This is a genomic window from Citrobacter sp. CFNIH10, assembly GCF_002934585.1.
Lineage (GTDB): Bacteria > Pseudomonadota > Gammaproteobacteria > Enterobacterales > Enterobacteriaceae > Citrobacter_A > Citrobacter_A amalonaticus.
The window spans coordinates 3,222,083-3,239,608 of record NZ_CP026216.1 but is presented as its reverse complement, the minus strand read 5'-3'; the positions used below and the strand labels follow the sequence as shown (position 1 = coordinate 3,239,608).

At 50.5% G+C, this 17,526-nt stretch carries 30 protein-coding genes; 11 read left to right on the top strand and 19 right to left on the bottom strand.

Annotated features, from left to right (window positions below; genetic code table 11):
* Positions 1-317: 317 nt before the first annotated feature.
* From C2U53_RS19230 to C2U53_RS19180, 11 genes are all read right to left on the bottom strand, one after another.
* Positions 318-674 (bottom strand): HNH endonuclease, encoded by a 357-nt coding sequence (locus tag C2U53_RS19230; protein WP_045338895.1) that lies wholly within the window; start codon positions 672-674, stop codon positions 318-320.
* The gene (locus tag C2U53_RS19225; protein WP_104446298.1) at positions 674-1,261 is read right to left on the bottom strand and encodes a hypothetical protein; all 588 of its coding nucleotides are present in this window, start codon (positions 1,259-1,261) and stop codon (positions 674-676) included. The genes C2U53_RS19230 and C2U53_RS19225 overlap by 1 nt, the downstream gene beginning before the upstream one ends.
* Entirely contained in the window at positions 1,246-2,703 is a 1,458-nt protein-coding gene (locus tag C2U53_RS19220; protein WP_104446297.1) for a glycosyltransferase family 2 protein, read from the bottom strand. The genes C2U53_RS19225 and C2U53_RS19220 overlap by 16 nt, the downstream gene beginning before the upstream one ends.
* A gap of 19 nt (positions 2,704-2,722) precedes the next feature.
* On the bottom strand, positions 2,723-2,950 hold the full coding sequence (locus C2U53_RS19215) for a hypothetical protein (RefSeq protein WP_104446296.1): 228 nt from the start codon (positions 2,948-2,950) through the stop codon (positions 2,723-2,725).
* A 15-nt stretch (positions 2,951-2,965) separates the two neighbouring features.
* Entirely contained in the window at positions 2,966-3,493 is a 528-nt protein-coding gene (locus C2U53_RS19210) for a hypothetical protein (protein ID WP_104446295.1), read from the bottom strand.
* Positions 3,494-3,506: 13 nt separating this feature from the next.
* On the bottom strand, positions 3,507-4,058 hold the full coding sequence (locus tag C2U53_RS19205; RefSeq protein ID WP_044257050.1) for an HNH endonuclease signature motif containing protein: 552 nt from the start codon (positions 4,056-4,058) through the stop codon (positions 3,507-3,509).
* Positions 4,059-4,193: 135 nt separating this feature from the next.
* Positions 4,194-4,529, bottom strand: coding sequence for a hypothetical protein (locus tag C2U53_RS19200; protein ID WP_104446294.1), 336 nt, complete (start codon positions 4,527-4,529; stop codon positions 4,194-4,196).
* Positions 4,530-4,588: 59 nt separating this feature from the next.
* The gene (locus C2U53_RS19195) at positions 4,589-4,789 is read right to left on the bottom strand and encodes a hypothetical protein (RefSeq protein ID WP_104446293.1); all 201 of its coding nucleotides are present in this window, start codon (positions 4,787-4,789) and stop codon (positions 4,589-4,591) included.
* Positions 4,790-5,143: 354 nt separating this feature from the next.
* Positions 5,144-5,674: a DUF2514 domain-containing protein gene (locus C2U53_RS19190; protein WP_104446292.1), complete on the bottom strand. Its 531-nt coding sequence runs from the start codon at positions 5,672-5,674 to the stop codon at positions 5,144-5,146.
* Positions 5,671-6,120 carry a lysozyme gene (locus tag C2U53_RS19185; protein WP_058588187.1) on the bottom strand — a complete coding sequence of 150 codons (450 nt, stop codon included), beginning with the start codon at positions 6,118-6,120 and terminating at the stop codon, positions 5,671-5,673. Before C2U53_RS19185 ends, C2U53_RS19190 begins: the two co-directional genes overlap by 4 nt.
* On the bottom strand, positions 6,104-6,427 hold the full coding sequence (locus C2U53_RS19180; protein ID WP_058588188.1) for a phage holin, lambda family: 324 nt from the start codon (positions 6,425-6,427) through the stop codon (positions 6,104-6,106). The genes C2U53_RS19185 and C2U53_RS19180 overlap by 17 nt, the downstream gene beginning before the upstream one ends.
* A 220-nt stretch (positions 6,428-6,647) precedes the next feature.
* On the opposite strand from C2U53_RS19180, the gene C2U53_RS19175 reads away from it, so the two are divergent.
* Positions 6,648-7,094, top strand: a complete 447-nt coding sequence (locus C2U53_RS19175) for a hypothetical protein (protein WP_099433523.1) — start codon at positions 6,648-6,650, stop codon at positions 7,092-7,094.
* Here the strand turns inward: C2U53_RS19175 and C2U53_RS19170 are convergent.
* From C2U53_RS19170 to C2U53_RS19140, 7 genes are all read right to left on the bottom strand, one after another.
* Positions 7,012-7,269, bottom strand: a complete 258-nt coding sequence (locus C2U53_RS19170; protein WP_099433524.1) for a hypothetical protein — start codon at positions 7,267-7,269, stop codon at positions 7,012-7,014. The genes C2U53_RS19175 and C2U53_RS19170 overlap by 83 nt on opposite strands.
* Before the next feature lie 155 nt (positions 7,270-7,424).
* Complete coding sequence (locus tag C2U53_RS19165) at positions 7,425-8,240, bottom strand: antitermination protein (protein WP_099433525.1); 816 nt, start codon at positions 8,238-8,240, stop codon at positions 7,425-7,427.
* Positions 8,240-8,605, bottom strand: a complete 366-nt coding sequence (locus C2U53_RS19160; protein ID WP_099433526.1) for a RusA family crossover junction endodeoxyribonuclease — start codon at positions 8,603-8,605, stop codon at positions 8,240-8,242. Before C2U53_RS19160 ends, C2U53_RS19165 begins: the two co-directional genes overlap by 1 nt.
* The gene (locus C2U53_RS19155) at positions 8,592-9,974 is read right to left on the bottom strand and encodes a replicative DNA helicase (protein WP_104446291.1); all 1,383 of its coding nucleotides are present in this window, start codon (positions 9,972-9,974) and stop codon (positions 8,592-8,594) included. Before C2U53_RS19155 ends, C2U53_RS19160 begins: the two co-directional genes overlap by 14 nt.
* Positions 9,971-10,852, bottom strand: a complete 882-nt coding sequence (locus C2U53_RS19150) for an ATP-binding protein (protein WP_104446290.1) — start codon at positions 10,850-10,852, stop codon at positions 9,971-9,973. The genes C2U53_RS19155 and C2U53_RS19150 overlap by 4 nt, the downstream gene beginning before the upstream one ends.
* A gap of 14 nt (positions 10,853-10,866) precedes the next feature.
* The gene (locus C2U53_RS19145) at positions 10,867-11,682 is read right to left on the bottom strand and encodes a helix-turn-helix domain-containing protein (protein ID WP_104446289.1); all 816 of its coding nucleotides are present in this window, start codon (positions 11,680-11,682) and stop codon (positions 10,867-10,869) included.
* A complete protein-coding gene (locus C2U53_RS19140) occupies positions 11,679-12,536 on the bottom strand; it encodes a KilA-N domain-containing protein (protein ID WP_104446288.1) in 858 nt (285 codons plus the stop codon). The genes C2U53_RS19145 and C2U53_RS19140 overlap by 4 nt, the downstream gene beginning before the upstream one ends.
* Positions 12,537-12,876: 340 nt before the next feature.
* Here C2U53_RS19140 and C2U53_RS19130 point away from each other — a divergent pair, with 340 nt between their 5' ends.
* Entirely contained in the window at positions 12,877-13,197 is a 321-nt protein-coding gene (locus C2U53_RS19130; protein ID WP_104446287.1) for a hypothetical protein, read from the top strand.
* 124 nt (positions 13,198-13,321) lie between these two features.
* Here the strand turns inward: C2U53_RS19130 and C2U53_RS19125 are convergent, their stop codons facing one another.
* On the bottom strand, positions 13,322-13,540 hold the full coding sequence (locus tag C2U53_RS19125; protein WP_046481457.1) for a carph-isopro domain-containing protein: 219 nt from the start codon (positions 13,538-13,540) through the stop codon (positions 13,322-13,324).
* A gap of 113 nt (positions 13,541-13,653) precedes the next feature.
* On the opposite strand from C2U53_RS19125, the gene C2U53_RS19120 reads away from it, so the two are divergent.
* From C2U53_RS19120 to C2U53_RS19085, 9 genes are all read left to right on the top strand, one after another.
* On the top strand, positions 13,654-14,361 hold the full coding sequence (locus tag C2U53_RS19120; protein ID WP_046481458.1) for a helix-turn-helix transcriptional regulator: 708 nt from the start codon (positions 13,654-13,656) through the stop codon (positions 14,359-14,361).
* Between the two features lie 372 nt (positions 14,362-14,733).
* Complete coding sequence (locus tag C2U53_RS19115) at positions 14,734-14,937, top strand: hypothetical protein (RefSeq protein ID WP_046481459.1); 204 nt, start codon at positions 14,734-14,736, stop codon at positions 14,935-14,937.
* The gene (locus C2U53_RS19110) at positions 14,934-15,356 is read left to right on the top strand and encodes a hypothetical protein (RefSeq protein ID WP_104446286.1); all 423 of its coding nucleotides are present in this window, start codon (positions 14,934-14,936) and stop codon (positions 15,354-15,356) included. The genes C2U53_RS19115 and C2U53_RS19110 overlap by 4 nt, the downstream gene beginning before the upstream one ends.
* Before the next feature lie 187 nt (positions 15,357-15,543).
* On the top strand, positions 15,544-15,744 hold the full coding sequence (locus C2U53_RS19105; protein ID WP_104446285.1) for a hypothetical protein: 201 nt from the start codon (positions 15,544-15,546) through the stop codon (positions 15,742-15,744).
* Positions 15,734-16,090 carry a hypothetical protein gene (locus C2U53_RS19100; RefSeq protein ID WP_046481462.1) on the top strand — a complete coding sequence of 119 codons (357 nt, stop codon included), beginning with the start codon at positions 15,734-15,736 and terminating at the stop codon, positions 16,088-16,090. Before C2U53_RS19105 ends, C2U53_RS19100 begins: the two co-directional genes overlap by 11 nt.
* 54 nt (positions 16,091-16,144) lie before the next feature.
* Positions 16,145-16,345: a hypothetical protein gene (locus C2U53_RS19095; protein WP_099433262.1), complete on the top strand. Its 201-nt coding sequence runs from the start codon at positions 16,145-16,147 to the stop codon at positions 16,343-16,345.
* The gene (locus tag C2U53_RS30375; RefSeq protein WP_227657190.1) at positions 16,317-16,538 is read left to right on the top strand and encodes a hypothetical protein; all 222 of its coding nucleotides are present in this window, start codon (positions 16,317-16,319) and stop codon (positions 16,536-16,538) included. The genes C2U53_RS19095 and C2U53_RS30375 overlap by 29 nt, the downstream gene beginning before the upstream one ends.
* On the top strand, positions 16,535-16,942 hold the full coding sequence (locus C2U53_RS19090) for a hypothetical protein (RefSeq protein ID WP_058588201.1): 408 nt from the start codon (positions 16,535-16,537) through the stop codon (positions 16,940-16,942). Before C2U53_RS30375 ends, C2U53_RS19090 begins: the two co-directional genes overlap by 4 nt.
* Complete coding sequence (locus tag C2U53_RS19085) at positions 16,939-17,517, top strand: hypothetical protein (RefSeq protein ID WP_104446284.1); 579 nt, start codon at positions 16,939-16,941, stop codon at positions 17,515-17,517. Before C2U53_RS19090 ends, C2U53_RS19085 begins: the two co-directional genes overlap by 4 nt.
* The last annotated feature ends 9 nt before the right edge of the window (positions 17,518-17,526 follow it).

Below are 17,526 nucleotides of genomic sequence, written 5' to 3'. Positions count from 1 at the left end.
CCAGTGACAACGGAACGGTCCAGCCCCATGTTTGTCGTAATAGACTTTCCGGTGCTCGTAAACACGAGGACTCCCACATGCCAAAGGATGATCGGGCGCATACACCAGCAGATATCCGCCAGTGTGCTCCAGCTTGCCATCCTTTCTTGTGCTGAGCTTCTCTGTCGTTCCATGACGCCGGACGCGCATGTAATGCTTTTCACAGTAGTGGCTGTTACGGGATCGTACCGATAATTCGCATCCATCCACAATGCAGGCAGCATGGGCGTGCGGAAGCCCTGAACCATGTTTCGATTCAGTCATCTTCACCTCGTTACTTAATTTCTGTTCAGGCGCTCGCGTGCTGTCTTAGCTTTATGGCAGCCGCGGCAAATTGATTCCAGATTAGAAAGATCGTCAGTGCCACCGTGAGCTTTCGGCTTTATGTGGTCCACCGTCTCAGCGGGTGTATACCTTCCATTTCGCAGGCATTCCTGACAAAGGTGTTTGTCTCTGTCGAGAACGATTGGGCGCAGCCTGTCCCATTTGCTGCCATAACCTCGCTGATGTCTGCTCTGTCCTCGCTGATGCTGCTGCCAGCCTTCGTTAAGGTGCTGGGGACAATAGCCTGAGCGGTCAGTGGTTGTGCCAGGGCAGCCACGCTTGCGGCATGCTCTCGGTATTAACGCAGGCATCAGGCTAACCTCCACGCCCTGCGGCGTTCTGTGCGTGGCGCTGAGTCAGGGTGACGTTCAACCGGTTCACCATCTGCATGGTCCACCAGCGAGTAACACGGATAGATCACTGAGCCACCCCATGCATCACCCACAGCGTAATCGGCGGGCTTGCTGTTATCCCAGCGGGATAGCACGCGCTGCACATGCTCAGGCGGGACGCTGTAGCAAACGCCGTGAATGAGTCTCGACAGCGTGATGTAATCAGCGCGAGTCTTATCAGCCACTATTAGCCGCTCAGCAATCTGCATCTGATATTGTGGCGGCCGCCCAGTACCGAGGTAAAAACTCAGCATGTGACACGGGAACCTCGCCAGCCAGACAGCAACCTGATCCATAAACCCACGGACTGGCAGGGCATCGTCCTCCAGCACCACTACCCGGCAAGGTTGCTCAGCAGCCCATTCAATAGCACGACGATGATTCCAGTTCGCACCGTGATTCCCTTCATCGATAAGCAGGTGTGAGCCAAGTTCATCAGCCAGTAATGCGGCTGAGGCAAGGCGGGAATGATGACCAACCACAACAAACTTCACTTGTGTTTCCAAAAGGCGTACTCCTTACCGACACCATCAGACTTGAACACGGTGTGGATACGCGGACCGGTTACTATCCGATCGCCGAAAGACTTCGCCACTATGCCGAATGCCAGCATGTCACCCACTGCGGCGCCAGCCTGTTCTTTCTTCCAGAAACGATAACTCTCGATCCGGTAATAAAGACGGATAATGCCATGAGCGAACGCCATTACTTCAGCGCGCGTACTGCCCAGCAGCCCGGCATTAAGCATCACATCGTTACGGTGCTGTTCGATAAACTCCTGATAGATACTCTCTGGGTGATTCTGCTTTGCCCATGCGTCAGCGTAGGTTTTCGGCTCCGAGCCAACGTAGAGTTTTCCGGCCTCCATCTCTTCCCACGGTGCGCAAAGCATTTCGACATCAGTACCATCGGTACACCAGACGAACCGGTATTCAGGATGATTACGAAGGTGCTGCCAGATATGCAGCCAGCGCCGGAAATAGACGTTCATTGCGACATGAGGAACTGTCACCAGTTGAGCGCCATCAGGAGCGGAGGTTAGTTGATCGGCCAGCACTACGGCATCGGCACCCCGGATTGATTTAGCCCAGGTGGTCAGCGCCGCCGGGTCAGGATGCATTCGGCTACTGCGCTGCGGATCTGGCTGACTGGTAAGCAACGTTGTGATTACCACGTCGCGCTGCTGCCGGTATTCGACATAGCCGGTATACCCCGTATCGCGCCGCTCGTTGTGGATCTTCACGTTGAGATCCACCAGCGCTTTCCTGGCTGCCGTTGGCACCGAACGGTCTACGGCTTCATGCTCATCGAGCGAATGAATCAACTTATCTGAGCCGATTACATCGGCATATGCCCAGGTAGTCAGGCCTGCGTTATGGATGCGCAGGGCAAGGTCGCTGTGTTCGTACATGCCGCGCCCGTAAATCCAGTCAAAGCCACCGACACGCTCGATAGCGCTGCGGCGGTAATACAACATCACGCCACGCTGTCCCGTGTACGCCACATGCTTATCGTCGCTATAAAGCACAGCGAGATCGTTAAGCTTGCGCGGCCCGGCAAGGTCGAGAAACTGGTAAGCCAGGTGCGGCTCTGGTGATTCGATATACGGAAGATGCCAGCCATCGGCAATCGGCCATGCGTCATCGTCCCACAGGAAAAGGTGTTCGCATCCGGCATCCATCAGCGCGGTCAGACTGGCGTTCTTCGATGCAACAATGCCGAGTGATGTTTCCTGGCGAACCAGTTGCACACCAGCAGGAACCACGGCCGCAGGCTTTGATCCGTCATCGACAACAACCACCAGCGCGCCAGCAGGTAAAAACTTCATGTGCTGAGTCAGGGCGCGGCTCAGAACGTCAGCACGATTGTGCGTTGAGATTGCTATTCCGATACGGGCAGAAGAATTGCAGACAGGCGCATACGGGACATTATCAATAATGACCTGCATATTTTCTCCAGGAGGAAAACTACTGACGTTTGATGATGACTTTCCCGAAAAGCGTTTGCCGCTTCACTTCGCCGTTTTCTGTTACCACGTAACCACGCTCATCGTGAACAGCAGCAATTACTTCGCCCTTCTCATCGTCTGCGGTGTAAACGTGCTTAACCTCTACGCCGTCGAGATAGACGGTGTACCGTTCAACACCGGGATTAATCTTCCTGCCTGGATCGCCATCTAATACAGTGAGACGCATATAACCTCCTGCTATTTAAATCCCGAGAAGGCGACGGAGTTTACCGTTACATCTGAAATCTCTTTCTACTGCCTCTAAAGCCTGCTGTACGCCTTCGCTAGCAGCGTCCTTCATAGCCTTTCGCAGACGCTCGATTTCTTCGTGGGCAGCCAGAGCATTCCGCAGAAGGTCTTCAACATTTACATGGATATCAATTCCATCGTCGCTAAAGTCTGCCTTTTCTGATTTATTGCGACTGACACCAAGGTTGATGTTGTAGATATTGGTCACCGGCTGAGGTGTTTCGATTGCCGCTGCGTGGATAACACCACTGGCGATGAATGCATGGCTGTTGCGGGTTTTGTCGTCCGCGGGAGCTGGCGGCCGATTGTTTACCGAGATAGAGGAGGGAAAGTACTCAGGGATGCCATTCACTTTACAACGTACGCCCCACGCATCATATTTTGCCGTGCCCGCAGCGCTTTGCAGTTCGATACCTTCATCGGTTTCGACAATGTGAAGGCTACTCATTGCATCTTTTAGGCTTAACGGTTTTTTAATCATTATTTATTTCCTTTTAGAAAGTGAGTCTGTCGCTGGTCCCGTGATTTTCGTGATATTGCAACTGCATCTCGGCAGCCTTTCTTGCTTTCACCGCTTCACGGAAATCATCGAAGTAACCAATATGCTTCACCTTTCCAGAGACGTTTATCTTTGCTCTCCACTTTCCTCGTGCTTTATACCAACCTACTCCGGGGACACCGGTTTTATTTGTGGAGTAAAGGCGCAAATTCTTGTTATTGGCTGCCGAAGTTACTGATCGCAAGTTGTGTATGCGGTTATCACTCCTATCGCCTGAAATGTGATCAATCTCTTGCTCAGGCCAATAGCCATAATATAAAGCCCAGGCGACACGATGAGATCTATATAACCGACCATCTATCCCGATGCGCAAATATCCATCATTATCACGTGCGCCTGCTATCTTTCCGGCAAAATTGGCATTGGTCGCCCGCCAAGAATTATCGTTCTTAAAGTGAGTTTTGGGGCGCTGCTTCCAACGGATAACACCAGACTCTGGTGTGTATTCCAGTGCTTCTTTCAGATATTCGATAGAAATATCATTCATCGGAGTTACCTTTTAGTGATGAACCTTGTCGCACAGGAGATCCAGCCCTCAGAAGGCTCCGACGCCAGCCGGTTCCTCAAGGGTCATCCTGAAAGGTTCTGAGTGTTTTTGCGCGTGCGATGCGCTTCGGTGTTACTACCAGGAGTGTTCGTATGCGATGTTGGTCAGTTCATCAGACAGTTCACTGATGGTGTAGGCTATAGCCATTTTCTGTTCTCTGTTGAACGATGGCCACAACTGACGCAAAGGATCGCTTAGGTGGGTTTGCCAGTGTTCACCGGCACTAAGCTCCTCCCAACCAGTGGGCAGAAGGTAAAGACCGCGTCCATATTTTTCTTCATCTGGTGTTAGAGGTGGTAATGGATTTACCGCCGCACTGGTGTCGTTACCCCATGCACCAACGACAACACGCCCACCGCCAGCAAGGTGAACCGTTACGCCCTTTTCACCAATTTCAACAGCATTGTTCATCAGTAACCTCCATGAATCATGCGTTATCGCAGGTACTCAGTGAATACCTGCTGTGATGATTACTGCTGCACTGTGTGTTCGTAACAGGAAATGGTCTTACCATTAGCGTTCATCACATAGGCAACGTCACCCAGCTTCAGGAACACGCTCTGGTCCATTCCCGAGACTGCAATACTCTGCTGGACAGGGTTAAAGCCAACACTTAGCCCACAATGGATTTCTTCTCCACCACCGGGTGACATCACTTTTACTGTTAACATGTTTCTTCTCCTGCTTCTTCTCGTCGTAAAAAAGCCCCGCATGTGCGAGGCGTAACAAAAAGCCGCTATTTAGTGGCTCGCTGGTTTCTTTTTGGGAGTCCCGTACCGTGCACGCATTTCCCGACAAGACATAAACGTCGGTTGCGCCCCGTTTGAAGCGATCATCAACACAACAGGCAAGCCTATGACGATGATGATCAATAAGCCATTCCAGATGTAATAGAGCATCATCCCTCCCCTTAGTTTATCGGGCGACTACCGGAGGCGGCGGTGGCGGCTTTGGTCTTACGAAATTCTTTGGCGGGGGATTAGGTAATTTTCTACTCATTTAATAATTCCCAATAAAAAGCCCCGCTATTGCGAGGCCTGTGATTGGTTGTTTGACTCTCTCACCGAGTCGTAAATACGCTCGCACGTCATTCCGGCGTTGTAGCGTTCGTCAGCGATTGCAGAATAACGTTTAGCTTCTGCTGCAATATCTCCGAGCATGTCGGCGAGCATTCCGGCGTCGGCGCTGGCTGTTTTGCTTCTGACGGCAGCGGCAAGATCTGCGGTGTACTTTGCGGCGTCCAGGCGGGTGGCAAGTTTTGTTGCTTCGGTGCGCAACTGGTTAACAGTGGCAGACAGGCCAGCAGCAGTGGCAGCAGCTTTGGCGGCATTCGCTTGTGCATCTTTAACAGCCTCATCCCGGGCAATAATGCGCCCTTGTTCAATCATCCGGGCGGCAGTCTGCGCGTTTGCTGTCTGTGAAGCCTCTGCGCCGTCACGTTCTGCCCACTTCTTTTCCCAGCCCCGATCACTCCAGACATTTCCGGCAATGAATGCGGCGGGCACCAGCAACATCATCACCAGTAGTTTCCAGTATTTCTCCAGGATGCCCATCATGACAGGAACACATCACGCTCAGCCTTGCGGCGATTCGTGAGCCCCGGCATAACTTTTCCACCAGCTTTATTCCAGCGCAGAAACTCATCAGCAGCGCCTTTGATATCGCCAGCGTTCAACTTCTTCAACAGCGTGGATGTTGATAGCGCACGCGAGCCGACGTTGTAAGCGAACGATACCAGCGCATCAAACTGGCCTTGTGTCAGTTTCACTCTGACCAGTTTCAACACATCGTTTTCATAACTCACCAGCCCCGTTTTCAGCAGCCGATCAGCAGTGGTCTGGTCGATAGTCATTCCAGGCTTTACTGGCTTGCCATCTACCGGGTAGGTCCAGCCGTAGCCAATCGTCCACGGTGCGCCGCCTGTTCCCGGATCTGGATAGGCGGTCAGCCGGCAACCTTCGAATTTTTTAATCAGCGCAATGCCGTCAGGACTGGTTTGCATCGTCAACTCCCGCCTTTTTGGCTGCGAATTTTTTAATCAGATTGCCGATCGAATCGGTGCCGATGTATCCAATAAAGACGCTGGCAATGTATGCGAGGTTGCTACTCAATCCGGAGAAGTCGAGCAGGTCACGAATAAACCAGGCAATCATCGCGCACATCAGCGCATCAATTAGCGTTTTTGTTACCGCGCCGCCGTTATAGCGACCACGCAGGTACGCCATGATAAAAGCCAGCATTGCACCAATACCCTGCTCCTTGGCGGCAAGTAGCGCAGCGATGAAATCTTGTTTGTATGGCATTTTCATAGGCCTCACCTCCGATAGTTCGGATGGCGCTGTGTTTGAAAGGGTCAGGCTTCACGGGCTGGATTTATCAACAAAGCACGTAGTGATTGATTCCCGTGAGCCTGAAAATGAAAAAGGCCACGCAAATGCGCAGCCTGTGAATGGTTGCCGCTGACTAGCGGCGCATTTCCCCGTTTGATATTGTTGATTCGCCAAAACCACAATATCAAACGGGGTAAAAATGAGTAATTACTCAGACCTTTTCCAAATCATCAAGACCAGGGTTTGTCATAGTAACAGTTTCCCGGTCTCTTCACTTTCGGGAGCGAACAGCTATCGGGCCAGCCAGGTGTGGTATCGGATCGGCCAGATATTCACTCTTGAATGCGTCCTCTTTGAGTACAGAAAATGCCAGTCATCTGACTATTACTTGCTGGACAACAAAAAGGCGCTTCATCACCTGATTTTTCAAATCACAAAGTGGAAACTGGAGGATATCAGAAGCCTGTCTCTTAATGACAGTCTGTTTATTATTTCAGACAGGTTAAAGCCTGATTACATGTCTGAAAAAGCTGCGGAATTTCTCCGCTCGCAAAAACTGCCAGTCAGTCACTACCCGGTTGATGATTTCTCAGAAGAGGACTGGGATCCCAAGGAAAACTCAGTTTTCCTTCAAGACAATCAGTAGGCATCCGTTCAATTTCTGCCGAAATCTCACTGAGCCGTTCTTCAAGAGCGGCTTTTTCTTTCACCAGGCGGTTGAAGTGAGTGAGATGAAGTTTTTGTTGCCCCAGCCAGTCTTCAAGCTGCTCGGACGTCATGCCCGGGTTAAAAAAATAGGGTTGCTGCTTTTCGTCTCGCATTGTAGACCTCCAGAAAAGCAAAAACCCCGCCGACTGGCAGGGTTCATAATCAGTTTCATTTGGATGTATGTATCCATGATTAGAAGCATACAGGACGATTTTATGCAAAGTCAATGCTAACGTGTAAAAAATCGTCCCTATCTGTTCCGATCGTATTAATAACTTGTCGCCTTCTCGAATTCTGATGCTGCATGGCGTTCTCCTTTGTGCAGTACATCCACCAGCATTTTATATAACGGCTTCCAGTTACGGGACCACGACGACTGATGGAGGTCCGGTAGACGTTTGAGGATAGCGCGGTGAACGGTCGCAGAAGACACTCTCAAATACCCTTCACCACCACAACGCTCACAGATTTTAAACACCGGCGCCCCATGCTCTTTCGTGGCCCTGCGATCGAGCACCTCCCCTTTACCGCCGCAACGGCAACGAGCACTGATAATTCCCTTGCCTTCGCAAACATCGCAGACTGCCGGTACAACCTCTGTTACCTCTGTCCAGTGCTCCCAGTCAGACGGACGAACGGCACGAGAACGGCTAGCCCAGTATGGTGCCTTACCCCACGGGTACGAAACCTTTCTGGTAACCTGCTCGCGAGTTGTTCGTCCGGTACCACCACAGTTGTGACACGTCACGCTTGTAGCCGCCGAACGGGAGTAATCAGCAAAGGCAAACTGAGCCAGTACCAGCATGCTCCAGCCAAATTCACCACCAGCGGCTTTGCGCACATTTTTCGGTGCAACGTCCATCGCGTGACGCGCCAGCGCCTGAACCGCCAGTTGCTCATCCGTCTTACTGATCCCCGCCTTACCGAAGAAAGCAGCCAGTCCGAACCGTGCGCGGCTGCTGGTCGTGCCGATGGCCGCCATGACATCAGTGCCGGTTATCCGATCCGGGGAAGTTCCTTTCACACTGTCGCTGATGTGCATACCCTGAGGGCTGAAATGTTTTAGCGATGCTTCCAGTTTCATTATGCGGCCCTCTCGATCGAAGAAATTAAAATCTGCCCGGTTTCGCCCCAGACCTTAGTGACGCGAAAGTCCCAGATATGCGCATCATCAGCGAATAAGGCATCCATCAGCGCTTTGATCATGTTGTCGGCGTCTGGTTTATGCTGGTGGGCCTGCCCTTTCATGGTGGCGCGTTTCTTCTGGCTCCAGCTTTTTGGCATTGGCAGAACGAATGTGATGTGGCTACCCGCTTCCGGCATAACAACCTTGTTCAGCCTAACCTCATCGCAGAACGCCCGGTAACGCATAACTGCTGGTCGCGTTTTCCATTTGTCGGCCCGGGTCATTCGTGGCTTACCCATTGGGGTAATATTAAAAATCTGCATGGCCAGTCTGATTACCTTTTGAATAGCGTCGTGGTTGTGATTTAGGCATCGGTGCTGATTTTCGTTTTGCTTCTTCCTGGTCGATCGGCAGGAAATGCCCGTTGTAGAAGCGCCGATATACCGTGCCAAGAACACCATTTCGCTGTTTGGTGATGTTAATTTCCGCGATCCCTTTTGCCGGTGATTCGGGGTTATACACGTCATCGCGATAGAGCATCATGATGATGTCAGCATCCGCCTCAATTTCGCCGGAGTTCTTCAGGTCCGAATTCATTGGGCGCTTATTCGGTCGGGATTCCACGCCTCTCGAAAGCTGGCTCAGCGCCAGAACGGGAGTGCGGTTTGTTTTGGCGAGACGCTTTAACCCCTTCGACAATTCACCCACCGCGAGGTCATAGCGTGCCGTGCTCTGGATCTTAATGAGTAACAGATAATCGATAACCACCAGCGCGGTTTCTGGATGAGCAATCTGATGACTGGTTGCCGTTTGCTGGATCTGCTCAAGCGTCAGATCTGTAGCATCGACCATCCAGATATTGCGCCCGGTAAGATGCCCGATACCTGTAGATAACCGTGCCCAGTCTTCATCTTCAAACTTCGCGGCCGCTTTGAGCCTGGACACTGACATACCACCAGCAGCAGATACCATTCGCTCGCCAATCTGGATGTTGGGCATCTCCATGCTGAAAAACAGTACGCCACGCCCCTGCTCTGATACCTTATCGATAATATCCAGGGCTAGTTCGGTTTTCCCCATCGACGGACGAGCCGCGATGAAGACCAGATCTGTCGGTTCAATGCCACCGGTTTTTTCGTCCAGTTCTTCAATGCCGGTCATCAGAGGTTTGGCCTCTTCCTGCCCCTGATTTCTTGCGTCTACCCGGTCAATTACTGCAGGTAAGATTTCATCAATATGCACAGGTTGAACGGTATCAGGAGTGAGTGAAATTGAAGCGATGGCCTCCTGCGCGACTTTCAACGCTTCGACTGCGTTTTCACCATTGGCAGCATTGCGAATGCCAGCCAACGCTGTCTCGATTACAGCCTCGGCATCACGAACGGCAGCATTACGTTCCAGTGTGGAAACGTAATACGTCAGAGCTGATTTAGCCCATGCGATACGGCTTGACTCGAGTATCGTTGCGCTGTGTTCTGGCATGGTCTCACACAGCAACAGCGGATCTATCACTCCGGTCCCGCGAGCCTGACGACAAATGCCGGAATAAATTTCACGGTACTGACGGACGGAAAATACACTCGCCGGCATACGGGAAAGAATGCCCAGAACCTCAGGGTCGGTATTGCGCAGAAAAATCGCGCCAATTACCGCACCTTCCAGATCATTATTTTTCCATACCGGAGTTATCATGCGGTTACCCCTGCAGCAATTGCGCGATAGCTTTCCCAGCCAAACGCCAGGCGGTTTCGTCCACCATCGGTAACCCTGTCCACGATGCGCTCACCAATGGACTCTTTCAGTTGCTCAAAGGTCAGGTTGCTGATCAGGATGGTCGGGAGTACGCTCTCGTAACGGGCATTGATAACCTCCTGCAGGATGGTCATTTCCGTCGGACTACCGAATTGCACGCCCACCTCATCGATAATCAGCAGATCCAGTGATGCGAAACGCTCGATAACGTCTTCTTCGGTACTGTCAGCACCGTGGCGCCACGTGTTTTTCACAGCCCGGGTCAAGCGCATAACATCGGTGATTTTCACACTGGCCAGATACTCACGAACAATGCTCTTTGCCATCGATACCGCCAGATGGTTCTTTCCTGTCCCGCAGTTCCCGGTCATCACCAGCCCCGTTCCTGCGTTAAGACGCTCCGACCAACTGTTGACGTAGCGCTGGCATGCTGCAAGGTTTTTTGCGGCACCCTGATTAACCGCTTGATAATTACTAAACTCACAGCCCTCAAATCGGCGGGCGATCCCGACGTTGTCCAGCAGGTCAGATACCTGCAACGCACGCAGCCCGGCATCGACTGCCGCCAGCTCATCGCGCACGCACCCCGGGCACAGGGAATGTTTAACATTTTCGGTACCACGAAACGCTTTACCAGTGAGCGACATGCGCTCATAGTCGCCATGTTTTTCGCACACTACGGTGTGGACTTCGCCTGACTCCCAACTTCCCCACTGCCACGGTTTTTTATGTTCTACAGCGAACGCCAGTTCTTCGCGAAATCCTTCGCGTTTCGCCAGCAGTGAATCCCTTTCTTCGCGTTGTTTGATGTTCAGCATTGTGTTTCCCCTTATCACCAGTTGCAGTCTGTTTGTCCGTAATCCTGTTCACTGAAGCCAGATACCGGAAGCACATTGCGACGCCCACCTCCAGGAGCGGACGGAGTCTGCCAGGACTCTTCGAAGTGGCGATCGGGACCGAAGAACGTTGCAGCCTGCTTAACGAACTGTGTGCCTGTATTACCGGTCGTCCGGCAGTATGCCGCGTAGCGCTTGACGCCTTCCAGCATGCCCTCAGGCTTAACACCGTCTTTCAGGCGGGATTTCCAGGCTTTCCAGGCCGCTGTCTTGGAATTGCCACCAGCACGTTTTGGATATGCCTGCCAGGCTGTTTCAAATTCAGGTGAATAATCCTGCTTTGCGGAACGTGCCGGTGCAGAAGCGTTAGCGGATGCGCCAGTTTGTTTTAAAGGATCATTGACTGATTCTTTGACTGGTTCAAAAGAGTGACTGATTCTGGGTGCAGCTCCTGCACTACCCCCTGGTGAATCTCCTGCACTACCTGGTGAATTTCCTGCACCATGTAGTGAAGGATTTGCACTACCCCCTGGTGAATCTCCTGCACTACTAAAATCAAGGCGATAAACGTTGCTTGAATTACCTTTTGGCCCAGTACGAAGTTCCTTTTTTACCAGTCCACATTCGCAAAGGGCCTCAATGTGATTCATCACCGACCGCTTGCTGATCTCGCACTGATCAGCAATATGTTGGTACGAAGGCCAGCACTCCCCCAGATCGCTGGCGTTGTCAGCTAGCTTAAGCAGAACAAGCTTACGCAGTGGATTGCCGACCTGAACTTTCATTGCTTTGACCATCAGTTCCATGCTCATGCTGCACCTGCCAATTCTTTGTCATGGGTAAACCCACCGTTCCAATTCTTTTTCATCGGAAGGTGGCCTTTGAGATAGTGTCGATAAATCCATACCGCGCCTTTGCGCAGCAGGATTGGTTTGAAGGTGTCACGCATCTCACCGTCGTCCTGTTCCACCTGCCCTGGACGCTCGCTGAGGTACCGATCGCGCGCATAGTGATGAACCCGCCATAGTGGACGTCTGGCCTTTGGCTGGTCGTCGTAAAGCCAGCTGTGATCAGCCAGAAATGCGTTAACCTGCTGGACGTTGACACCGTTCAGTTGCTTACAGAACTGGCAAGGGGACATTCCCGGTTGAAAGAGATTTTCAAGATGCTCAATGTACTGCGCCTGCCTGTGGACGTAGGTGATCGCCTTGGTCTTGGCCTCGTACTCATCAGCCCATGCGCGGGCAGATGCGGCCGGGTCATTGAAGTCCGGTAGACTGCTGCTGACTGGCACCAGCTTGCCGGTGCGGAAGTCGAGAAAGGTCTGGTTAACCTGCAAACGAAACGACGGTGAGATCCACCCGGCGTACTCGATGGCCAGCAGTTCGTGGGCAAAAGTGCCAGGATTGATGCCACCTTTAACCGTTTTGATTACTTCCTGACCTAAGCAAGAATTCCTGCTTAGCTCTTCAATCAAGTCCTGCGCCTGTTTGTTGACCAACCAAAGGGATGGTCGCTTTCCATTATCTCCGCCGCTCGCGCGGTGCAAAGCATTCAGGTTAAATCGCCCAGCGGCATCCGTAGTGATTTCAACGCCTGCAATAACGGGCAGTCTTTCAACATTAACGCTTGAAACGTTCGGATGTTTATTGGTATTGTTTTTCATGGAATGATTCCTCGCAGTGTTATTCCGCAGATATGCAGGCAAAGTCAGAACAGGCCGGGCGGAGCCACTTCTCTTCCCGGCTTTTTCTTGCGCACTTTCCTCTCTGCTGTAGTCGTCCGTCCTTCAGCCCACTGGCGCGCGTAGTGGAGGCAATCGTCATATGCTCTACCTTTACGGGTTGCCTGCGACATCCGGCGGTAGTGGTCAACTCCGACCAGCCCCCCCTAAAGCCACCTGCTCAGAAAACCCCTCAGCCGCCAACTGTGCGGCGATATTCTTGCGAATAAAATCTACCGGATTCATACTGTTATCCCCTCCAGAAAATCAAACGAGACAGGACATGGAAAACCCGATCGCTAAACTTGCGCTTAACTACTGGTATAAAGTGCTTATCGCTGGTGGATTCTTTGTGTTCCTGGTTAACGGAACCGGGTTGCTCAGTGCGTACCCAACCGCCGCAACCGGATTTATCTCTCTCGGCTGTGCTTTGTGGGGGATTGGTGAGTGGATTAACCATCCCTACAAGGAGATCATTATTCCCGGCGTTTTCGGTCCTAGCGGTAAGATCTCCGGATACCCGAGATCGGCGAAGCCTGCAGGAATCGCGTTTGATGTTGTTGGTGGCGTTCTTATCGCTCTCGGGATCATTAAACTGCTCTAGCCGCCAGCCAATGAGCGCCACGGAATCTGTGGCTTCATCGATCACAACTGAGCCTGGATGCTGACGATCCAAGTCGCACAACGCCGCCATCAATGATTTGAGGTCTGAATGTTGTTGTGACATGTCACACCCCATTACCCGGGGGCGGGAAAAGCTTTGGCTTATCGGGTCTCAACTCATGAGCGGGAATCCCAGTCAAAGCTGCAACATCAGGGACATGATCCACCCCAACAACACCAACCTTCCTCCAGCGAGAAACAGATGGTTGTTTGATACCGATTGCGCGGGCTAAAGCATTAACCCCGCCAGCAGCATCAATAGCTCTCTCGATTGCTGATTTCATTTTTTTACCCATTTCATTTGATTGCTATCGACAAATAATAGCAATTGCTATTTGAATGAGCAATAGACTTGTTTATCATGCGAGGCTAAAATGTGATAGCGGAGGCTATAAAAATGCAAGAGAGTAAACTTAAGACACTAGCTGACAGACTTAACTACGCAATGAGTGAGATGGGTATGAGCCAAGGGCAATTAGCCAAAGCAGCTGATATGGCGCAACCAACCATATGGCGCATAACATCAGGCAATGCCAGAGGAACAACAAAAATAGTTGAAATAGCGAATGCTTTGGGTGTTCGCTCGGAGTGGTTGTCAAACGGAACTGGGCCGATGAGAGCCGATGCCCAACAACCGACCTCCGTAATTACCAACAAAACAGACCCAAACATCTTCAGAGTTGACGTACTTGACCTCACGGTTAGTGCAGGGCCTGGAATAATTAACAGCGAATTCGTGGAGGTGTTACGCTCCGTGGAATACTCGGTTGAAGATGCGCGCCAAATGTTTAATGGCCGAAAACAGGAACAGATACGCATCATCAACGTTCGTGGAGATAGCATGTCTGGAACAATTGAGCCTGGAGATCTACTTTTCGTCGATATAAGCGTTCAGCACTTTGACGGTGACGGCATTTACGCGTTCATATACGACGATACGTCGCATGTTAAGCGTTTGCAAAAGATGAAAGATAAGCTATTGGTTATCTCTGACAACCATACCTATCGCCCATGGGACCCGATCGAGAAAGAAGAGATGAACAAAATATTCATATTTGGAAAGGTGATCGGCAGCATGCCACAGACGTACAGAAAGCATGGGTAATCCAGCGGAAGGGCAATGAATCTTCCAGTGAATAGTTTCCAACCCGGCCACCGTTCCGGGTTTTATTTACCTCCCTCGCAGTCTCTCCGGCATCCCATAGTTATTGTTTTGAATGATATGAACAATAGTTCTGGGCGTGGAATCCAGACAACTTATAATCGCATCATTACCCTCTCTTTGGTTGTCAGGATTAATCCCAGTACTTTCACAGCATTGTGCGCACATTGCAATTCACAAGGGACTAATAGCTGTTTTTTTATTTTCATATCAATAACATAAAAAATAATAGCATCACAAATAGAATTACCTATTGCAATAACCAATAGCACCCTCTATCATTCAACTATCAAGTTAACGTAGAGGTGATAGAAAATGGTTGAACCGATAAAAACATTTAAGGGGTTGTCCATCCGCCCATGCGATGCTTTCAAGAATATATCCTTAATCACTGAAACTGCTAGCTTGCTATCTGCTGTTGACGATGATGGGTATCGTGAAATCAGCGACGTTCTCTTTGCGTTTGTTTGCAATTATGCAGATGAGGCCCGCAAGAACGAATCGGAGAAACTCAAATGAAAACTCCATTAGAAATGCTTAATGACATTGCCGCTCAGATTTCCGAAGGCAGTACTCTTCTGGAAATGATTTATAAAAACACCGAAGAAATGAATGAGGAAACTGATTGCGGCTTAGCCTGCCTCATTCGCTCTTTCGATAAGACCCGTGAAACAGCTTACACATATATCGAAGAGTTAGCAAAAGGCGAAAAGGCAGTTCAGCCCCCCCCCATCGGGAATAGCGATGATATTGCCGATGATATTTTTTATGCCACAGTCAGCGCTGCAAAACTCAGGGAACTGGCTCACGTATATAACGAATCATATTTTTCAGGAAAAGACAGTGATGACGCCGATTGCCTGATGGCATCACTTATTTTCGATAATACGATTAAAGTACATGACTTACTGAAAAGCATCGAAACAAAATTAAATTAATTAATAAGTAGTTTAAATCACACCATCCCTGGTGGGGATACGTGCAACCAAATTTCAGCGAGGTGATATTTATGTTATTCGTTAAGGATAAAGCAGCACACAAGACTGCGCGGTTAATTGCCTCTTACGGTGGTAGCTATCTGCATATTGCCAACCTCTTTCTGCGCAAAGCATATGGGAGGTAAATATGTGGGACCCATCAACAGATGACAGCATTGAAGATGTAGCTAATTCATCCATAAATCTTAATGAACTATTGGACCTGATGCATCTTTGTTTTAAGGAAATGAACCCTCTCCAGACTGAGCAGTTGCTTGGTCTTGCTTTGAACATCTCATCAGATATCGATATCTGGGTGAAGGCAGAGGAAAAACGACGTGAAAAATAACACCATTGAAATTTATCGCCGTCGCATTGCTATTGCAGCATTAAGCCGAATGAAGCGCAAGACTGGCGGTTATTGCCTGTCCGTTAATATGCCTGATGGAAATATTCAGGTTATCGAGATTAACGAAGAATCAATGTCAAAACTTTTGCAGCGCTTCGAAAAACAGGCGCGGACTGAATTTGCAGCAGAGGCGGAAACCTTTATTCGCCAGACATATATAAAAAGTGTCGATATCAATGGACACGCCGAATATCTGACCGAAACCGGGAAGATGATTGTTGACGAGATTTTTGCGGAATTAATTAAACACGCGAAAGAGAAATACGTATGTGGAGGAATTAACTGATGACCTCACAACAAACAATTATGCACGGGATTCAGATCCCCCCCCCCCCCAGTCATCAACGTGGATCTGCATGTTCTTCCGGACTTCACCGGGCGCATTGTTCTTTATATCGAAAACGGTCGTGTCACATGCGATCGCCGACTTTTTGAAGACGAACACATTTGCGCTCTGGACACTTTTATCGAAATGGCTCGCGAAATGGAGCTACGCATTGAAGAGGTTACTGGTGGCACTGACAGCAATTCGAATACCTGAACGCGTACACCTGCAGGCAATGCAGGTCCTGCTGCGATACCGGCGAAAGCGAATCTATGCGCGACGTATGCGAAGGACCGGGTATCTCAGCCTGAAGGTTAATCCGCGCTGGAGGCTGTTATCGAAAGACGATGGCCGGAACTGGGAAGTAATGACGCATGAACGATACAACAAAGTTAAGGATCGGAAATGAACGATAAACGCATCAACACTACCTCAATTGACAGCGCTTTTGCCAAAGAGTTGCAGCCCGTTTATGTCGTTTCAAGGCACGGGTATTCGCGCCGTTTCCTCAGCAGAAGGGCAGCGCTCAACAACCTTGCTCACTACATGGTAACCAAAACATTTTGGCGGGCTGGATTGAATACCAACGAACCAGATGAGCCTGCTTTCAGCAATGGTGTCCTCGTGAATCGTATGGGCCAACACACACAGCAATATCTTTTTGCACATAACCGCTGCGTTCGTCGTCTGCGCCGCATCCTGGCTCGTAAGCGCGATATGCAGAAGTGGTGCGAGAAATGGGACGCCATGCATGACCGCTACGTGAAAGAGCGCGAAGAACTTCAGTCCAGCAAGCCGGAGGGTGTTCGATGAGCAGTAAATACGACATTCCAGAAGCTACGCCAAACGGCATCAAAATCGGGAACCGTGTAATTGGCTGGTCTGGCGCGGTTAAACAGTTCGATGGTCCGCGCTTTGACTCCCGGCCATCGGAAGGGTTGCGTTGGTTAGCCTGCATTATGGATGCCTTTGCTTCTGGCTGGGTAGCTTTGGGCGTCAGAAAGGAACTCATCCTGTGGCGCTGGCTTGTGGCAACGGTGTTCATCAACGAGGAGAGGGATAGGAACGGCACTATTGATATCCCTAATGAGTCTGGAGGTGTCGACACCGCAGTTATTTATTCTGGTAAGAAAGGCGATCTGAGTATCTATCCTGGCCCACTGCGCTTTTCTCTTGCCAACCACGTAGAAAGTATCGCGATTGAGAAATACGGAGTGGAGAAGGGTTCAATGATGGCCCTTCGCATGTACCAGAACATGGTAATAGCAGATCCAGAAGACGGATTCAGGATGTCACCCTTTGGACGAGAGGGGCTTGAGATGCTTCACGATGACTACATCGGAATGATTAAAACCAGCGGCATGCCAGAAATGCCAGTTATGCACTGAGGGAACTGA